Annotated in this window: 17 protein-coding genes and 1 tRNA gene; 13 read left to right on the top strand and 5 right to left on the bottom strand. The window is 63.8% G+C overall.

Annotation, left to right across the window (positions count from 1 at the left end; genetic code table 11):
• Positions 1 to 26: 26 nt before the first annotated feature.
• From OWC48_RS30105 to OWC48_RS30095, 3 genes are all read left to right on the top strand, one after another.
• The gene (locus tag OWC48_RS30105) at positions 27 to 554 is read left to right on the top strand and encodes a cupin domain-containing protein (protein ID WP_282523239.1); all 528 of its coding nucleotides are present in this window, start codon (positions 27 to 29) and stop codon (positions 552 to 554) included.
• A gap of 145 nt (positions 555 to 699) precedes the next feature.
• Positions 700 to 1,914, top strand: coding sequence for a M4 family metallopeptidase (locus OWC48_RS30100; RefSeq protein WP_282523238.1), 1,215 nt, complete (start codon positions 700 to 702; stop codon positions 1,912 to 1,914).
• Between the two features lie 56 nt (positions 1,915 to 1,970).
• A complete protein-coding gene (locus OWC48_RS30095; protein ID WP_282523237.1) occupies positions 1,971 to 2,276 on the top strand; it encodes a protealysin inhibitor emfourin in 306 nt (101 codons plus the stop codon).
• Between the two features lie 271 nt (positions 2,277 to 2,547).
• On the opposite strand, the gene OWC48_RS30090 is transcribed toward OWC48_RS30095, so the two are convergent.
• Complete coding sequence (locus OWC48_RS30090; RefSeq protein ID WP_166349351.1) at positions 2,548 to 3,072, bottom strand: Dps family protein; 525 nt, start codon at positions 3,070 to 3,072, stop codon at positions 2,548 to 2,550.
• A gap of 115 nt (positions 3,073 to 3,187) precedes the next feature.
• On the opposite strand from OWC48_RS30090, the gene OWC48_RS30085 reads away from it, so the two are divergent.
• Together OWC48_RS30085 and OWC48_RS30080 are read left to right on the top strand one after the other, a co-directional pair.
• A complete protein-coding gene (locus OWC48_RS30085; protein WP_282523236.1) occupies positions 3,188 to 3,889 on the top strand; it encodes a class I SAM-dependent methyltransferase in 702 nt (233 codons plus the stop codon).
• 54 nt (positions 3,890 to 3,943) lie between these two features.
• A tRNA-OTHER gene (locus OWC48_RS30080) sits at positions 3,944 to 4,019 on the top strand.
• A gap of 135 nt (positions 4,020 to 4,154) precedes the next feature.
• Here the strand turns inward: OWC48_RS30080 and OWC48_RS30075 are convergent.
• A complete protein-coding gene (locus tag OWC48_RS30075) occupies positions 4,155 to 4,526 on the bottom strand; it encodes a helix-turn-helix transcriptional regulator (RefSeq protein ID WP_282523235.1) in 372 nt (123 codons plus the stop codon).
• Positions 4,527 to 4,637: 111 nt separating this feature from the next.
• Between OWC48_RS30075 and OWC48_RS30070 the strand changes: the two genes are divergently transcribed.
• The 3 genes from OWC48_RS30070 (at position 4,638) to greA (ending at position 10,100) form a co-directional block, all read left to right on the top strand.
• Positions 4,638 to 5,807, top strand: coding sequence for an MFS transporter (locus tag OWC48_RS30070; protein ID WP_282523234.1), 1,170 nt, complete (start codon positions 4,638 to 4,640; stop codon positions 5,805 to 5,807).
• 143 nt (positions 5,808 to 5,950) lie between these two features.
• Positions 5,951 to 9,415, top strand: a complete 3,465-nt coding sequence (gene carB, locus OWC48_RS30065; RefSeq protein ID WP_282523233.1) for a carbamoyl-phosphate synthase large subunit — start codon at positions 5,951 to 5,953, stop codon at positions 9,413 to 9,415.
• Positions 9,416 to 9,626: 211 nt separating this feature from the next.
• A complete protein-coding gene (greA, locus tag OWC48_RS30060; protein WP_007596674.1) occupies positions 9,627 to 10,100 on the top strand; it encodes a transcription elongation factor GreA in 474 nt (157 codons plus the stop codon).
• Between the two features lie 118 nt (positions 10,101 to 10,218).
• Here the strand turns inward: greA and OWC48_RS30055 are convergent, their stop codons facing one another.
• Positions 10,219 to 10,698 carry an Lrp/AsnC family transcriptional regulator gene (locus tag OWC48_RS30055; RefSeq protein WP_028150670.1) on the bottom strand — a complete coding sequence of 160 codons (480 nt, stop codon included), beginning with the start codon at positions 10,696 to 10,698 and terminating at the stop codon, positions 10,219 to 10,221.
• A 265-nt stretch (positions 10,699 to 10,963) separates the two neighbouring features.
• Between OWC48_RS30055 and trxB the strand changes: the two genes are divergently transcribed.
• The 5 genes from trxB (at position 10,964) to OWC48_RS30030 (ending at position 15,007) form a co-directional block, all read left to right on the top strand.
• Positions 10,964 to 11,929, top strand: coding sequence for a thioredoxin-disulfide reductase (trxB, locus tag OWC48_RS30050; protein WP_282523232.1), 966 nt, complete (start codon positions 10,964 to 10,966; stop codon positions 11,927 to 11,929).
• 5 nt (positions 11,930 to 11,934) lie between these two features.
• Complete coding sequence (locus tag OWC48_RS30045; protein ID WP_027534296.1) at positions 11,935 to 12,858, top strand: LysR family transcriptional regulator; 924 nt, start codon at positions 11,935 to 11,937, stop codon at positions 12,856 to 12,858.
• Between the two features lie 465 nt (positions 12,859 to 13,323).
• Complete coding sequence (locus tag OWC48_RS30040; RefSeq protein ID WP_282523231.1) at positions 13,324 to 14,232, top strand: 4-hydroxy-tetrahydrodipicolinate synthase; 909 nt, start codon at positions 13,324 to 13,326, stop codon at positions 14,230 to 14,232.
• A 114-nt stretch (positions 14,233 to 14,346) separates the two neighbouring features.
• Positions 14,347 to 14,517, top strand: coding sequence for a hypothetical protein (locus OWC48_RS30035; protein WP_282523230.1), 171 nt, complete (start codon positions 14,347 to 14,349; stop codon positions 14,515 to 14,517).
• A gap of 343 nt (positions 14,518 to 14,860) precedes the next feature.
• On the top strand, positions 14,861 to 15,007 hold the full coding sequence (locus tag OWC48_RS30030) for a hypothetical protein (RefSeq protein ID WP_212484329.1): 147 nt from the start codon (positions 14,861 to 14,863) through the stop codon (positions 15,005 to 15,007).
• Between the two features lie 75 nt (positions 15,008 to 15,082).
• Here OWC48_RS30030 and OWC48_RS30025 read toward each other — a convergent pair whose 3' ends face one another.
• Both OWC48_RS30025 and OWC48_RS30020 read right to left on the bottom strand, forming a co-directional pair.
• Positions 15,083 to 15,760: a ParA family protein gene (locus tag OWC48_RS30025; protein ID WP_028150667.1), complete on the bottom strand. Its 678-nt coding sequence runs from the start codon at positions 15,758 to 15,760 to the stop codon at positions 15,083 to 15,085.
• A gap of 432 nt (positions 15,761 to 16,192) precedes the next feature.
• A complete protein-coding gene (locus OWC48_RS30020) occupies positions 16,193 to 16,528 on the bottom strand; it encodes a hypothetical protein (RefSeq protein WP_282523229.1) in 336 nt (111 codons plus the stop codon).
• Between the last annotated feature and the right edge of the window lie 157 nt (positions 16,529 to 16,685).

The following is a 16,685-nucleotide window of genomic DNA, read 5'->3' as shown; positions in this document are numbered from 1 at the left end:
TGCTACGCTCACGCAGGAGCCCTGCCATGTCCGTTGTCAGCGACAATGCCGAGCCACTCGCCATCGTGTTCGAAGATGACGGGCTCGTGCCGAACAACATCCTGCCCTTCCTGGTCTATCAGGGTGCGGTGAAGCTCGATTCCAGGCGTCCCGAGGCGACCATCGAAAACCTGTTCGAAGCGAATAGCTGGGGCGGCACGTGGCGCAACGGCGTCTACGACTATCTGCACTATCACGCGACGGTGCATGAGGTGCTCGGCGTCGCGCGCGGAAGTGCCCGCGTGCGCTTCGGCGGCGATCATGGCCAGGAGCTGGAGATCAAGGCGGGCGACGTCGCGATCCTGCCGGCCGGCACGGGGCATCAGTGCATCAGCGCGAGCGACGATTTCTGCATCATCGGCGCCTATCCGCCGGGATCGAAGATGGAGATCACGCGGCCGACGCCGGAGAATCACACGAAGGCGCTGAGGACAATTCCGACCGTGAAGGTACCGGAGTCCGATCCGGTGAGAGGCAAGGATGGTCCTCTTGTCAGATTGTGGAAACGGCGCTGACCTTCTTGCACGGTTAAGCGTGATCATCTTCGCGCGATCGCGACATCGCTGCGCCTTGACTCCGTCGACCTCCGGCACATAGTCGCGAAGGTTGTATTTCTTCATTCTGCTATGTTGTTTTCCCCGCGCACCGTTGGAGTCGATCATGATGTTCTCCAGCCGTTGCCAGTGCATCAACTGCATCACCCCGCCCCACATTCTCAAGAAGCTGCTCAACAACAGTGACAACCGGATTCGCGACGCCGCCTTGCGGACCTTGTTGTCGACGTCGCGCCTGAGAGGCGAGCGCGCCGTCCGCGGACTCCTTGCGGCAGCAGCCGCCCCGTCATCGCACGGCCGGCGAACGATATCGGACTGCGGCAACTCCACCCAGCTCGGTTCAGCGACGGTCGCCCGCACCGAGGATGGCGCCAAGTCGAAAGACAACACCGTGAATCGGGCGTTCGAGGGCCTGGGCGATACGCGAGAATTCTACCAGCAGATCCTCGATCGCGACTCGATCGACGGACGGGGGATGCGCCTCAACGGCTTCGTGCATTACGGTGACGCCTTCAACAACGCATTCTGGGATGGCACCCAGATGGTGTTTGGCGATGGAGATGGCGTTCTCTTCACCGACTTCACCAAGTCGATCGACGTCATCGCTCACGAACTCACGCATGGCGTCACCGAGATGACTGCAGGACTGGTCTATCATAATCAATCGGGCGCCCTAAACGAGTCGGTCTCCGACGTATTCGGTTCGCTCGTCAAGCAATGGACGCTGAAGCAGACAGCCAATCAGGCGGACTGGCTGATCGGCGCCGAGGTGTTCACGCCCGATATCGGCGCGGACGCGTTGCGATCGATGAAAGACCCCGGCAAGGCCTTCAACAATCCGACGCTCGGCAAGGACCCGCAGCCGGACCACATGCGGAAATACGTCAACCTGCCCGACACGGATGACGGCGACAATGGCGGCGTGCACATCAACTCCGGCATTCCCAACAAGGCATTCTTCCTGACCGCGACCGGCATCGGTGGATTTGCCTGGGAGGCGCCGGCGCATATCTGGTATGCTGCGCTCCAGGCGTCGACCCCGACGACGGAATTCCAGGAGTTCGCCGACACGACCTATCTCAAGGCGGGGCAGCTTTTTGGCAGCACTGAGCAGCAGGCGGTGGCCGCCGCATGGAAGGAGGTCGGTCTCTCGATCAGCGGCGCCCGTTCGCTGGGAGGGACCATCGGTCGGATGCGGCGCGTGGCGACGAATGGCCACGACGATGCGGCAGACATCTCGCGGCAGATTGCCGAATTGACCGCACAGATCACGGCGCTGTCGCGTACGGTGGAAGGCATGCAGCAGGGCCGGCCGCATTAGGAGCGGCAGCTCGGTTATCCCGTGACCAGGAGGCCGAGCGTAGATAACATGCGGCCATGAAGATCAGCCTAGCTCAACACGGCGGACAGGGCGCGGGAGTTTTTCTCCAGCGCCCGCCGCTCGTGGTCGATTCGGCCGTGCTCGATCCTGCCAAGGCGAAGGAGCTCGGCGAACTCGTGGCAGACGCCGTCGCCGCCCGCCCCGCGCCGCCGCGCACCGATAGCGGACGCGACCTGATGTCGTACGCGATCTCGATCGAGAACGACGGTCAGCACACCGTGCTCTCGGGGGCCGATACCGCCATGTCGCCTGAATTCGCCAAATTGCTGGCATGGCTGCAGCGCCACGCCAGATCGCGATGACGGCGCTCAGGCCGCCCTATCCTATGGTCCCAATTCCGCCGTCGTCCCCGACAGGCGAGCGGAGCGAGCGATGATCCGGGTCCATAATCCCAAGAACAAGTTTGGCGAAGACTCGTGATGACCAGCCCGCGCCACAACCACTCCTGTGGTTATGGTCCCGGATCGGCCCGCGCTTAAGGCGCGCTTGTCCGGGACGACAGCGGAGTATGCGTCCACTGATGTAATGGCACGGCGCGCAAGAAGCGCGCCTTTGCCCACCCTACGCAATTCCCTACGCCTCGTTGCCGCCTTCCTGGCGCGTGGCCTCGAACAGGAACCACGTCCGGCGCTCGGTCTCGTCGATGAAGTTTTCGAGGATGCTGGCGCTGGCGACATCGCCGGCGTCGTCGCAGACCTCGTGTGCCTTACGCATCGCCGCGGCGACGTGCTTGTTGTCCTGCATCAGCTCGCGCAGCATCTCGCGTGGCGGGACGTAGTCCTCGTTGTTGTCCTTGATGGTCTGGAGCTTTGCGACCTGGCCGATCGACTTCAGCGTGGTGCCGCCGATCTTGCGGACGCGTTCGGCGAGCTGGTCGGTGGTGGCGAAGATCTGGTCGGACTGCTCGTCGAGCAGCAGATGATAGTCGCGGAAATGCCGGCCGCTGATGTGCCAGTGGAAATTCTTGGTCTTCAGATAGAGCGCGAACGCATCGGCCAGAAGCACGTTGAGCGCCTCCGAGACCTTCTTGACCCCGTCCGGCGACAGATCGGTGGGGGTATCGAGATCGGGCGAGACCTTGGTGGGGGCTTTGCTCACGGGAGACCTTCCTGTTAGGACGCGGACATTGACGGCGCACCGTCGCACCCCTAACGCAAGGCGGGCAGCGCCGGTTCCTTGACAGGAACCGTTTGGCCGGGACCTACAAAATACCATGGACGATTGGATCGATTATTACGACTCCACGCATACGATCTATGTCAGCAAGCTGCATCGCGACTTGCACTTCCAGATCATCGCGCGGGACATCATCGGCTACATCTCATCGCCCGAGGCGACCGTGCTCGACTATGCCTGCGGCGAGGCGTTGTCGGCGAGCCAGGTGGCCGCGGCCTGCGGCAAGCTGATTCTCGCCGAGCCCGCCCCCGGCGTGCGTGGCCGGCTGATCGCGCGATTTGCCCCGAACACCAAGATCCGCGTCCGCTCACTCGACGACGTCCGCAAAATGCAGGACCAGTCGATCGACCTCGCGGTGATGAACTCGGTCGCGCAATACATGACGCCGGAGGAGCTCGATGCCGCGCTTGTCAACATGCGGCGATTGCTGACCCCGTCCGGCAAGCTCGTGCTCGGAGATATCTTGCAGCCCAATGTCGGCATGTTCAGGGATGTGATGGCGCTGCTCAGCTTCGGCCTGCGTCACGGCTTCCTGAAGGACGCGCTGATCGGGCTGATCAGCACCGCGCTGTCAGATTACCGTCATCTGCGCACGCGCATCGGGCTTCAGCGCTATGGCGAGGACGAGATCGTCGCCAAGCTGACCGCGGCCGGCTTCGCTGTCCAGCGCGCCCACACCAATATCGGCCATAATCGCTGGCGCATGACCTTCATCGCGCGGCCGCCTCTGGTTCGTTAAGCATAATGACTGCCCGAGGTGGCTTGTCACACGCCGATAGGTAAAGATCGTCGCGGCCCGGTGGCGGAAGCGTCTACGCGAGGGCGGTGCAACGCTCTTCATCCTGGTTCAAATCCAGGCCGGGTCTCCACGCTTCGCCCCTGCGGGGCTACGCGTGGCGCAGCCACGCCAGGCCCGAAGGGGCGTAGCGTGTCCGGCGTAGCTGTAGCGAAGCGAAAGCGAAGACGGACGGGATCTCAGCTGTCTGCGCGCAACCCGCTCAACTTCAATCCACTTCGACCGTCTCGCACTCGGGCAGCAGCTGTAGCCGGTCGGCATCCTTGGCTGCGGAGCTGAGGACAGCATCGAGCAGCCCCGGAAAGCGCACGTCCAGATCCTCGCGGCGGAGCCGCATGAAGCGGTTGGTGCCAGCCACGCGCGTCAGCATCAGGCCGCATTCGCGCAGCTTGGCGAAATGGTAGGCGAGGTTGGATTTGCCGGCGAGGCCGCTGAAGTCGCCACAGCAGAGCTCGCTGCTGACACGTTCCTGCTGGGCGAGCTGATAGACGATGGCCAACCGGATCGGATCACTCAGGCAATCCAGAACCATCGGCAGCTCGATCTGCTCGCGGGTGGGATGAAGAGGCGTGCGGCTCATGGTTCGGAATCATAGCAAACTGGCCGCGATGTTCAATAGTTCTTGAACCAATTGACTTCTCAGCCATCGCGTTCAATAGTTCAAAAAACGTTGAACATGGGATATTGTCCAATGAGCGTGTTCTGGCTGGCTCTCGCGGCCTTCGCGATTGGTACCGAAGGCTTTGTCATTGCAGGGCTTTTGCCGTCGATCGCCGCCGATCTTTCGATTTCCGTCCCGGCCGCCGGCCAATTGGTCACCGCCTACGCCCTCACCTATGCGGTGGGTTCGCCGATCCTGGCGGTGACACTGAACAATATCGACCGGCGCACCGTGCTGGCCCTGGCGCTATCGACCTTCATCGCCGGAAATCTCGTCGCGACGCTGGCTTCCAGCTACGCCCTGCTGCTGGCCTCCCGCATGCTGATGGCGCTGGGCTCCGGACTGTGCATGCCGACGGCGCTCGCCGTATCGGTGGCCGTCGCCGCGCCCGAACGGCGCGGCCGCGCGGTGGCGCTGGTCACCTCGGGCCTCACGGTTGCGACCGTGATCGGCGTCCCGCTCGGCAATCTCGTCGGCAGCCTGCTCGGCTGGCGCGCGACCTTTGCCATGGTGGCGCTGATCGGCGCGGTTGCGCTTGCCGGCCTGCTGCTTGGCCTGCCCCGTGGCCTGCCGCGCAACACCGCCTCGCTCAGCGAACGGCTGGCGGTGGCGCGTCACAGCAATGTCGTGATCGCGCTTCTGATCACCATCTTATGGGCGCTCGGCGGCTTCACCGTGTTCACCTATTTCGCAGTCCCGTTGCGCGGCCTCGGCTTCGACGCCGCGCAGATCAGCCTCGCACTGCTGGTGTTTGGCGGCGCCGCCGCCATCGGGAACATGCTGGGCGGCGTCCTGGCCGACCGGCTTGGGACGCTCGCCACCGCAGGTCTCGGGCTCGCCGGCATGGCGAGCGCCCTGATCCTGCATTCGCTGGTCCTGAAGTTGATGCCGGGACAGGCGCATTATGCGGTGCTGGGCGCGATCTTCCTCTGGGGCATCTCGGGCTGGGCGTTCTATCCGGCTCAGATCGCCAGCATCATCCGGATCGAGCCGCAGGCCTCGATGATCGCACTCTCGCTCAACGCCTCCGCCATGTATCTCGGCTTCGCCATCGGCGGGGCCCTGGGTGGCGCGGTGCTGGCCACCCTCTCGCCGACCGACCTTGGCTGGATCGGCGGATCGAGCGTTGCGGCCTCGCTGCTGGTGCATCTCGCCCGTGGCTGGCAGGCACGTCCAAAACCCGTCAAAATTGCCGGTTGATGGGCGTTTTCGGGGTTTCGCCGCCCCGAAAACTGGTCTAAGACCCACCCGCGCGCGAGGGGAGACCCCGCGCTCTCGGCTCAAGGGGACGCGCGGCAAGCGCGCCCTTTTTTTGTGCCCAAATTCCACTTCGGCGAGAGTTGATGCCCAAACGTACAGACATCACCACCATCCTGATCATCGGCGCCGGTCCCATCGTGATCGGCCAGGCCTGCGAGTTCGACTATTCGGGCACGCAAGCGGTGAAGACGTTGAAGGAAGAGGGCTATCGCATCGTCCTCGTCAATTCCAACCCGGCCACCATCATGACCGACCCGGAATTGGCCGACGCCACCTATATCGAGCCGATCACGCCCGAGATCGTCGCCAAGATCATCGAGAAGGAACGTCACGTCATTCCCGGCGGCTTCGCGCTGCTGCCGACCATGGGCGGACAGACCGCGCTGAACTGCGCGCTGTCGCTGCGCCGGCAGGGCACGCTGGAGAAGTTCGACGTCGAGATGATCGGCGCGACCGCGGATGCGATCGACAAGGCGGAAGACCGTCAGCTGTTCCGCGAGGCCATGACCAAGATCGGGCTTGAGACGCCAAAGTCGCGGCTCGCCAACGCGTCCGAGTTGAAGAAGTCCTTCCGCGACAAGCACCGGGCCGAACGCGAGAAGCTGTCGGGTGCCGCCCTCGAGGAACACGAACGGCAATGGGTGCTCGGCGAAAGCGACCGCCGCAAGCGCTACCAGGAATATGCGCTCGGCCAGGCGCTGATGGCGTTGTCCGAGATCGGCCTGCCCGCGATCATCCGTCCCTCCTTCACGATGGGCGGCACCGGCGGCGGCATCGCCTACAACAAGGAAGAGTTCCTCGACATCATCGAGCGCGGCCTGGATGCGTCTCCCACCAACGAAGTGCTGATCGAAGAATCCGTGCTCGGCTGGAAAGAGTACGAGATGGAGGTCGTGCGCGACAAGAAAGACAATTGCATCATCGTCTGCTCGATCGAGAACCTCGATCCGATGGGCGTGCACACGGGCGACTCCATCACGGTCGCGCCGGCGCTGACGCTGACCGACAAGGAATATCAGATCATGCGCGACGCCTCGCTGGCGGTGTTGCGCGAGATCGGCGTCGAGACCGGCGGCTCCAACGTGCAGTTCGGCGTCAATCCCGAAGACGGCCGCATGGTCGTGATCGAGATGAACCCGCGCGTGTCGCGGTCGTCCGCACTGGCCTCGAAGGCCACCGGCTTCCCGATCGCCAAGGTCGCCGCCAAGCTCGCGGTCGGCTACACGCTGGACGAGATCGCCAACGACATCACCGGCGGCGCGACGCCGGCCTCGTTCGAGCCGACCATCGACTACGTCGTCACCAAGATTCCGCGCTTCGCCTTCGAGAAATTCCCCGGCGCATCGACCACGCTGACCACGTCGATGAAGTCGGTCGGCGAAGTGATGGCGATCGGCCGTACCTTCCAGGAGAGCCTGCAGAAGGCACTGCGCGGACTCGAGACCGGCCTGACCGGGCTCGACGAGATCGAGATCGAGGGGCTGGGCCAACACGACGACAAGAACGCGATCCGCGCCGCGCTCGGCACGCCGACGCCGAACCGTATCCTTCAGGTCGCCCAGGCGATGCGGCTCGGCTGGACCAACGAGGAGATATTCAACTCCTGCAAGATCGATCCGTGGTTCCTCAGCGAGATGCGCGGCATCGTCGACATGGAAGAGAAGGTCCGCAAGAACGGCCTGCCCGGCAACGCCTTCGGCATGCGCTCGCTCAAGACCATGGGCTTCTCGGACGCGCGGCTTGCCGTGCTGGTGGCGTCGACGGAGGCCGAGGTGACAGCCAAGCGCCACGCGCTCGACGTCCGCCCGGTGTACAAGCGCATCGACACTTGCGCGGCCGAGTTCGCCTCGCCCACCGCCTATATGTATTCGACCTATGAGGCGCCGTTCGCGGGCGCACCGGCGGACGAGAGCGCGCCGTCTGACAAGAAGAAGGTCATCATCCTCGGTGGCGGACCGAACCGCATCGGCCAGGGCATCGAGTTCGACTATTGCTGCTGTCACGCCTGCTTCGCGCTGCATGACGCCGGCTATGAATCCATCATGGTCAACTGCAACCCCGAGACGGTGTCGACCGACTACGACACCGCCGACCGGCTCTATTTCGAGCCGCTCACCGCCGAGGACGTGCTGGAGATCATCGCGAAGGAGCGCACGAACGGCACGCTGCACGGCGTGATCGTGCAGTTCGGCGGCCAGACCCCGCTGAAGCTGGCGCGTGCGCTGGAAGCCGCCGAAGTGCCGATCCTCGGCACCTCGCCCGACGCCATCGACCTTGCCGAAGACCGCGACCGCTTCAAGCGCGTGCTCGACAAGCTCCGGCTGAAGCAGCCGAAGAACGGCATCGCCTATTCGGTCGAGCAGGCGCGCCTGGTCGCAACCGATCTCGGCCTGCCGCTGGTGGTGCGCCCGTCCTACGTGCTCGGCGGCCGCGCGATGCAGATCATCCGCGAGGAGAACCAGCTCGGCGACTATCTGCTCGGCACGCTGCCGGAGCTGGTGCCGGCCGACGTCAAGGCGCGCTACCCGAACGACAAGACCGGGCAGATCAACACCGTGCTCGGCAAGAACCCGCTGCTGTTCGACCGCTATCTGTCCGATGCGACGGAGATCGACGTCGACTGCCTCTGCGACGGCAAGGACACCTTCATCGTCGGCATCATGGAGCACATCGAGGAAGCCGGCATCCATTCCGGCGACAGCGCCTGCTCGCTGCCGCCGCACTCGCTCGATGCCAGGATGATTGAGGAGCTGGAGCGGCAGACGCGCGAGCTGGCGCTCGGCCTCGACGTCGTCGGCCTGATGAATGTGCAATACGCGATCAAGGACGGCGAGATCTACGTGCTCGAAGTCAACCCGCGCGCCTCGCGCACGGTGCCCTTCGTCGCCAAGGTGGTCGGCACGCCGGTCGCCAAGATCGCGGCGCGCATCATGGCCGGCGAGAAGCTCGCCGACTTCAAGCTGAAGAAGGCGGACTTCAAGCATGTCGGCGTGAAGGAATCGGTGTTTCCGTTCGCCCGCTTCCCCGGCGTCGACACGGTGCTCGGCCCCGAGATGCGCTCGACCGGCGAGGTCATGGGCATCGACAGCTCCTTCGCGGTGGCATTTGCCAAGAGTCAGCTCGGCGGCGGCACGCGGGTGCCGCGCAAGGGCACGGTGTTCGTCTCAGTTCGCGAGAGCGACAAGACGCGCATCGCCGAGGCCGTTCGCGAATTGCATTCGCTCGGCTTCAAGGTGCTGGCGACATCGGGCACGGCGCGCTTCCTGACCGATCAGGGCATCCCGACCGAGAAGGTCAACAAGGTGCTTGAGGGACGGCCGCACATCGTCGATGCCATCACCAATGGCGACGTCCAGCTCGTCCTCAACACCACCGAAGGCCCGCAGGCCCTCGCCGACAGCCGTTCGCTGCGGCGCGCGGCCCTCTTGCATAAAGTGCCGTATTACACCACTCTTTCCGGGGCCGTGGCGGCCGCGCAGGGCATCCGCGCCTATCTGGGCGGGGACCTTGAGGTTCGGACCCTGCAGAGCTACTTTTCGGAAACCTGATCGCTAGTGGCGGCTAGGCTGCCGGTAAGTAATTGGCAATGAAGCCACAATGGCCGGAGGAACTGTCCGGGCATTGTGGTTGTTCTGTTCCGGCGCCAGAACCACATAACGCTCCGGCGGCGGCGTGTTCAGCCCCCCGGACATACTGACGAATCAAGGTTGCCGCGCCCTCTGTTTTCGTGGGGCGCGCGATCGAAGGACGAGAGAAGAGATGGAAAAGGTTCCGATGACAGCGGGCGGCTTTGCCGCGCTCGGGGAAGAATTGAAGAAGCGCCAGTCCGAGGACCGTCCGCGCATCATCGAGCATATTGCGGAAGCGCGCTCGCACGGCGACCTGTCGGAAAACGCGGAATATCATGCCGCGAAGGAAGAGCAGTCCCACAATGAAGGCCGCATCGCCGAGCTCGAGGACAAGCTCGCGCGCGCCGACATCATCGATATTTCCAAGCTGTCCGGCGACACCATCAAGTTCGGCGCCACCGTGACGCTGGTCGACGAGGACACCGAGAAGAAGACGGTGTGGCAGATCGTCGGCGAGGTCGAGGCCGACGCCAAGAAGGGCCGCATCTCCATCACCTCGCCGCTCGCGCGCGCGCTGATCGGCAAGAAGAAGGGTTCGACCGTCGAGGTCAACGCCCCCGGCGGCGCCAAGGCGTATGAGATCACCAAGGTGGAGTGGCGGTAAGGATTTGCCGCCGGGCGTGATGATGTTTCGAAAAGGCCGCGCACTGCGCGGCCTTTTTGTTTCGGGGTATTGCCGAGTGCCGTGTGCCTCCCCGCAAGAACCGGGAGAGGGAGAAGGCTTACCTTCTTCCCTTCACATCAAGCGGCACCGCCGCCTCGTATTTCGAATTATGCAGCACCAGCGACGTCCGCACGTTACGCACATGGGGCGCGGCGGTGAGGTGCGTGACGAAATCCTGGAAGGTGGCCATGTCCGGCGCGACGCATTTCAGGATGAAATCGACCTCGCCCGACAGCATCCAGCATTCCCGCACCAGGGGCTCGGCGCGGACGAACTCCTCGAAGGCGCGCAAATCCGCCTCGGCCTGGCTGGACAGGTGCACGGCGGCGAACACAGTGACGTCGAAGCCGAGCTTGCGGGCGTCGAGCAGGCCACGATAGCCGTGGATATAGCCCTCCTCCTCCAGCGCGCGAACGCGGCGGAGGCAAGGTGGCGGCGAGATGCCGACGCGCTTGGCCAGCTCGACATTCGTGATTCGACCGTCGGCCTGGACCTCGGTGAGAATTTTCAGGTCGATCTCGTCTAGGTTCCGCGACACGTGATTGGAACTCCTGGCCTTTGCGGTTGTATTGGTGGATTTGACGCAATCCTCATAGCCAGTCCGCAGCAATTGCGCAATTTTATTGCGCGTGCAGCGCAATCGACTTTTGTTCCCTGTTGGAAAAATCCGCCGACAGGGAATGCAATTCTTGCATAGCTCACCAGAAGGCTTAGATTAGCTCTGATATTTCAGCGCTTCCGCGAGGCCTCCCGGCACGTTCCGCACCCGCGCTGCAGATCCCCCGTGAAAGGCGTCCGTCAAAATGTCTGCCACTGTTCATGCAAAGGTCGTCATTATTGGCTCCGGCCCCGCTGGCTACACGGCGGCGATCTACGCCGCGCGCGCAATGCTCGAGCCGATCCTGATCCAGGGGATCCAGGCGGGCGGCCAGCTCACCATCACCACCGACGTCGAGAACTATCCGGGCTTCGCCGACGTGATCCAGGGCCCCTGGCTGATGGAGCAGATGGAGAAGCAGGCGGTCCATGTCGGCACCAAGATCGTCTCCGACCTGGTCACCAAGCTGGAGACGACGCAGCGGCCGTTCCGCCTCACCTGCGACAGCGGCGACGTCTATCTCGCCGAGGCCGTCATCCTCGCCACCGGCGCGCAAGCGCGCTGGCTCGGGCTGCCGTCGGAAACGAAATTCCAGGGCGGCGGCGTGTCGGCCTGCGCCACCTGCGACGGCTTCTTCTACCGCAACAAGGAAGTCGTGGTGGTCGGCGGCGGCAATACCGCGGTCGAGGAAGCCCTGTACCTCACCAACCATGCCTCGCAGGTCACCATCGTGCATCGTCGCGATCACTTCCGCGCCGAGCGCATCCTGCAGGAGCGCCTGTTCAAGCACCCGAAGATCAAGGTGGTCTGGGACTCCGCGGTCGACGAGATCTGCGGCACCGAGAACCCGAACAAGGTCACCCATGTGCGACTGAAGAACGTCAAGACCGGTGCCTTGACCGATGTGCGGACCGACGGTGTCTTCATCGCCATCGGCCACGCGCCGGCGACCGAGCTCGTGAAGGACCAAGTCAAGCTGAAACGGTCGGGCTATGTCGAGGTCGCCCCTAACTCGACCGCCACCTCGGTGCCCGGCCTGTTCGCCGCCGGCGACGTCGCCGACGAGACCTATCGCCAGGCCGTGACGGCCGCCGGCCTCGGTTGCATGGCAGCTCTCGAAGCCGAACGTTTCCTGGCCCTGCGCGCCAGCGAGCGCGCTGCAGCGGAATAAAGATCATGCCTCGAACACGCGACGGATTTACGGATATGGATTGGGACAAGCTGAAGGTGTTTCACGCGGCGGCGGAAGCGGGCAGCTTCACGCATGCGGGCGAGCAGCTCGGCCTGTCGCAATCGGCGGTGTCCCGCCAGGTCTCGGCGCTGGAGCAGGAGCTCTCGGTCTCGCTGTTCCACCGCCACGCCCGCGGCCTGATCCTCACCGAGCAGGGCGACCTGCTGTTCCGCACCGCGCATGACGTGTTCATGCAGCTGCAGGCGGCGCGCGCCAAGCTGACCGACAGCCGCGAGCGGCCGAGCGGCGACCTCAAGATCACCACCACGCCCGGCGTCGGCATCAACTGGCTGATCCCGCGGCTCGGCGAGTTCACGGCGCTCTATCCGGAGATCCGGATCTCGCTGATCGTCACCGACGAGGAGCTCGACCTGTCGATGCGCGAAGCGGACGTCGCGATCCGCACCCGCAAGCCGACGCAGCCGGATCTCATTCAGCGCAAGCTGTTCGCGATGGGCTTCCACGCCTATTGCTCGCCTGACTACATCAAGCGCTTCGGCACGCCGCGCACGCTCGAGGAGCTCGACTCCCACCGCATCATCACGCTCTCCGACGGCAACTTCGCGCCGCATCTTCAGAACCGCAACTGGCTGGTCGAAGCCGGCCGCAACGGCTCTGGTCCGCGCGAGGCCTATTTCAGAGTGAACAACATCCTCGGTCTTGTCCGCGCCTGTCAGCAGGGCCTCGGCATCGCGGCGCTGCCGGACTATCTGATCGAGGAACAGAGCCGCCTGGTGCAGCTGTTCGGCGAATCGGATTCGATCCAGCTCGACACGTATTTCGTCTATCCCGAGGAGTTGAAGACGGTCGCACGCGTGCAGGTGTTCCGCGACTTCGTGGTGAGCAAGGCGCAGCGCTGGCCTTCCTGATTTCCGCATGTCTGACATGCGGCCTCGGCTGTTGCTGCATGGCGCTCGCCAAGCTCATACTGCTTGCACGCTGAGCCTTCGCGTTGCGCATTTGTCCCCCTCCTCCAGTGGCGCGGGAGTTCAGTAATCCCTCTTGGAAGGTGATTGTGTCGGCCTCACGTGGCCAATACCTTAAGCCGGGCTCGCTTGAGCCCGGCTTTTTTTCTGTCCCATTCGGGTATCGCGCTCCGCGTGTATTGACAGTTCCACGCACACCCCGCATCATTTGCGAATGATCACGAAGTCGTGCGCAATCTCGTTCAAGGCAGTCGCCTCGAAAAAAGGGCCCCATGCGGGGACCTCGGATTTTTGCGCGCGCTAACACGGCTTCGTCATCGCAAGCAAATCCCGAAAACCCCGCCGCCTGGACGGGGTTTTTTCATGTGCCCTCCGTCTCAGGTTTTTTTCCCGAGAAGGAGATGGAAAATGACCGGTCTACAAGATCATCTGCACGGACTCTGGCTGCCGCTGGTGACGCCGTTTCGCGACGGCGCTCTCGACGAGAGGTCGCTGCGGCGGCTGACGCGACATTACAGCGGACAGGCCGTCGACGGCTTCATCCTGGGGGCGACCTCGGGCGAAGGCATGACGCTGCGCGAGGCCGAGCTCGAACGCCTCGTCGCCATCGTTCGCGACGAGATGGCGGCGGGGCGCCGCAGCATTCCGATCTGCCTCGGATTGTCAGGCGCGGACACCTCGCGGCTGAAGGAGCACCTCGACGAGACCGCCGACTGGCCGATCGACGGTTATCTGATCGCGAGCCCCTATTATGTGCGGCCCTCGCAGCGCGGGCTGCTGGCTCATTTCGAAGCCCTTGCCGATCACGCCGCGTGGCCGATCGCGCTCTACAACATCCCCTATCGCACCTCGGTCAACATCACCAACCAGACGCTGCTGCGGCTCGCCGAACATCGGAACATCGTCGGGCTGAAGGATTGCGGCGCGAGCCGCGAACAATCCATCGCGCTGCTGCGCGACAGGCCGAAGGACTTTCGCGTGCTCACCGGCGAGGACGCGAACTATTTTGAGGCGCTCACCGACGGCGCCGACGGCGGCATCGTGCTGTCCGCCCATGTCGAGACCGCGACGTTTGCTTCCGTGTATGCCGAGGTGAAGCGAGGCAACCACGACGCGGCGCAGGCGCGCTGGCACGAGGTCGCCGAGCTGACGCGCCTGTTGTTCACCGAGCCGAGCCCGGCGCCGGCGAAGTACTGGCTGTGGCGGTGCGGCCTCATCGACAGCCCCGAAGTGCGCCTGCCGATGGTCGAAGTGAGCAGCGAGCTCGCCGCCCAGATCGACCGCGAGATCGAGCGACGGATCAAAGTCGCCGCGTAGCGCCACCGCTTCCTCTCTTCACACGCACGCCGCCCCCCTTCTCCCGGCGCGGGAGAGGGAAGGCAGCGTCGTGTCCACTCGACACCATCTCAATCCGGAAAAAGAGATCGACCTATGGACATTCGTCAATGGCGCGAAGCGCTGAAGGCGGCATGGCAACGCGTTTCATATGCGAGCGAGTTATCCGACTGGCTGCGGCGCGATATCGGATTGACCGCGGATGAGGTGAAATCGCGCGCGGACTACATCGACGAGATCAGAAGGAAATACAGCGACTGGGTCTAGCGGTGGCGCGAGTCCTTCACCCTCCCCTGGAGGGGGAGGGTCGATCGCGCGCAGCGCGAGCGGGGTGGGGTGATCTCTCCGCTCGGGCACCGTTCGATGCGGCGAGACTGTCACCCCACCCCGCTACGCATTTCGCTTCGCGCAATGCCTAGCGACCCTCCCCCTCCAGGGGAGGGTAAGAACGGGCCCCGTGGTTAAACCGCGCGCGAACGCGCGCACCGCGCCGGCATGGTTAATCCGTGGTAGCACCTGTGTTCGAATGCGCCCGAAATTGCGACCCGGAATGTTAAAACATCGCGGCTATCACTGGCGCCCATAAGCGAAGAAATCGCGGGGGCGTTTCGTGAATACCCAGAATGAAGTGGCGTCGCATTACGACGCCGGACAGCAGAGCTTTACCACCGAGGACATTCTCTGGGCCGCCGGCATCTGGTCGGTGATCCTGACGCTGTCGCCGGTCATCGTGTTCTACATGCTGATGGTGGCGTAGCTCGTCTCCACCGGACCAAAACGCAAAACGCGCGGACTTCCGCGCGCTTTCCGTCCGGGGAATGATTAATGAAAATTATGCCGCCTGCTTGTGCATTGCGCCGGATGCCGACGCCGTGCCGCGAATAGCCTTCACTGAACGCTCGATCGCCGCCCACAGCCTTGCGATTTCCTGGGCCGCACGGCTCTCGGCCTGATACTCGCGCGCGCCCTCGCCGTGGCTGAGCGCCATCAGCAAATCCGAACGGTTGGTGATCTGGCCGCCCCACACCGGCGCGCGGAATTTCGCCAGAGCCTCGCGGGCGATGGTGACGATCGGGCTTTCGGACTCGTCGCGGCGCGCCGGCGCACCGTTGAGCACGACCGCGTAGGGCTTGCGCGCCGCGCGGCACATCTGGATCGTTTCCTGCACCGCGTTGACGTCGAACACGCCGGGGCGCGCCGGAATGACCACCATGGTCGCGTTCTTGATCGCGTCGTCGACGACGGCCGACAGATTCGGCGGCGTGTCGATCAACACCCATTCATAACCGTCGCGCTTAGCAGCGGAGACGATGCCGCTGACCGAGTTCACCGCAGCCTTGATCGGCGGCTCGTTGGTGCCGCGCAGCTTGTGCCACAGCGTGAGCGAGCCCTGCGGATCCGCGTCCACCAGCATGACCTGCTTGCTCGCCTTGATCTGCGCGGCAAGATGTGCGGCGAGGGTACTCTTGCCCGAGCCGCCTTTACGCGATGCAAAAACAATAACGTTCATACCCTTGGCCTCCAGATTGACCCCAGGTCACGAAAATGAATCACCGCGCTGATTCGGGAAAGAAAAATTTATCGGCAGTTGCCTCAGAGCCACGAAATAACAAGACGTGTTGGCTTTTGAGTCACACTGCTTCGCGCGACCAGGATACCAATCGCAACGAAACGCCCTTCACGCCGGCAATCCCACGCTTTTCGGCGCCAACGCGGGAAATACGGAATGCAACCTCGCCGCGCAAACCCTCTCGCGACTCTTTTCCGTCGAACGCGCTGGTAATTGTCGCAGGCGTCCGCACGCGGAGGCGAACAAAAGGAGTCCGGGGGCTGGCGCGCAGCTGATGCCGGCAACGCCCATGCAGGACACGTCGACGCGACGGCGCTTCGCGCTGTTGACCTGACATGACGAGCTTCAAGGAAAGAACGCAGGGTCCCGCGCTCAGCTTTCGCTGGATTTCTTCTTCTTGGCCGCCTTCTGCGAAGGCTTGGTGCTCTTCTTGGCCGTCGGCTTGCCGGCGCGGGCCTCGCCCGGCTCGGGTCCCTGGCGGAAGAACACTTTGCACTGCGGCGAGAGCTGCGCCTTCTTCCGGATCATGCAGGCGGTGATGGCATCGACGTTCGGAACGAACTCGCCGCACAGCCGCATCGCATCCGGCGAGCAGGCCTGCTGCTCCTCCTGCGTGTAGGCGAAGCCGGCGCCGGGATGGACCAGGACGGCGAGGGCAAGGCCCGAGATCGCTGCAGCCAAGGATCTTTTAAAACGGAACGCCGGCATCGATGCCCCCAAATGTCGAGTGAGAGGGAATAGTGGGTGAACGGGCGTTCGTTGGCAACGAGGCGTGAAGCGAAAGCTCAGACGTGTGCGGTCTCGGCAACAGGCGGGGGCCGGGCTGCCGGCTACACTCTCAGGTGTCGTCGCCCGGCTTGACCGG

Source organism: Bradyrhizobium sp. Arg816 (assembly GCF_029989365.1).
In the GTDB taxonomy this organism is placed as follows: Bacteria; Pseudomonadota; Alphaproteobacteria; order Rhizobiales; family Xanthobacteraceae; genus Bradyrhizobium.
This window is presented reverse-complemented; position numbering and strand designations above follow the sequence as displayed.